Origin of the sequence: Streptococcus sp. HMSC076C09, from assembly GCF_001837905.1 — a bacterium.
GTDB classification, from domain to species: Bacteria; Bacillota; Bacilli; order Lactobacillales; family Streptococcaceae; genus Streptococcus; species Streptococcus parasanguinis_I.
Genome location: NZ_KV834607.1, coordinates 1 through 381 on the forward strand (window position 1 = coordinate 1; position 381 = coordinate 381).

General features: G+C 43.3%; 1 pseudogene. It reads right to left on the minus strand.

Annotation, left to right across the window (positions count from 1 at the left end):
• Window positions 1-381 (minus strand): annotated as a pseudogene (locus tag HMPREF2704_RS11375) (hypothetical protein); the annotation flags it as partial.

Genomic DNA, 381 nt, shown 5'->3' on the forward strand with positions numbered 1-381 from the left:
CAGCATCTGAATCAGCTTCAACATCAGCAAGCCAGTCAGCATCATTGAGTACATCAGCGTCTGCATCTGAGTCAGCATCACAATCTATTTCAGAATCACAATCTGAGTCAGCATCAGTATCATTGAGCGAATCAGCTTCAGTATCTGAATCATTGTCTGAATCGGCTTCAACATCAGCGTCTGAATCAGCTTCAACATCACTAAGCCAATCAGCATCATTGAGCGAATCAGCGTCTGCATCTGAGTCAGCATCACAATCTATTTCAGAATCACAATCTGAGTCAGCATCAGTATCATTGAGCGAATCAGTATCAGTATCTGAATCATTGTCTGAATCAGCTTCAACGTCAGCGTCTGAATCAGCTTCAACGTCAGCAAGCC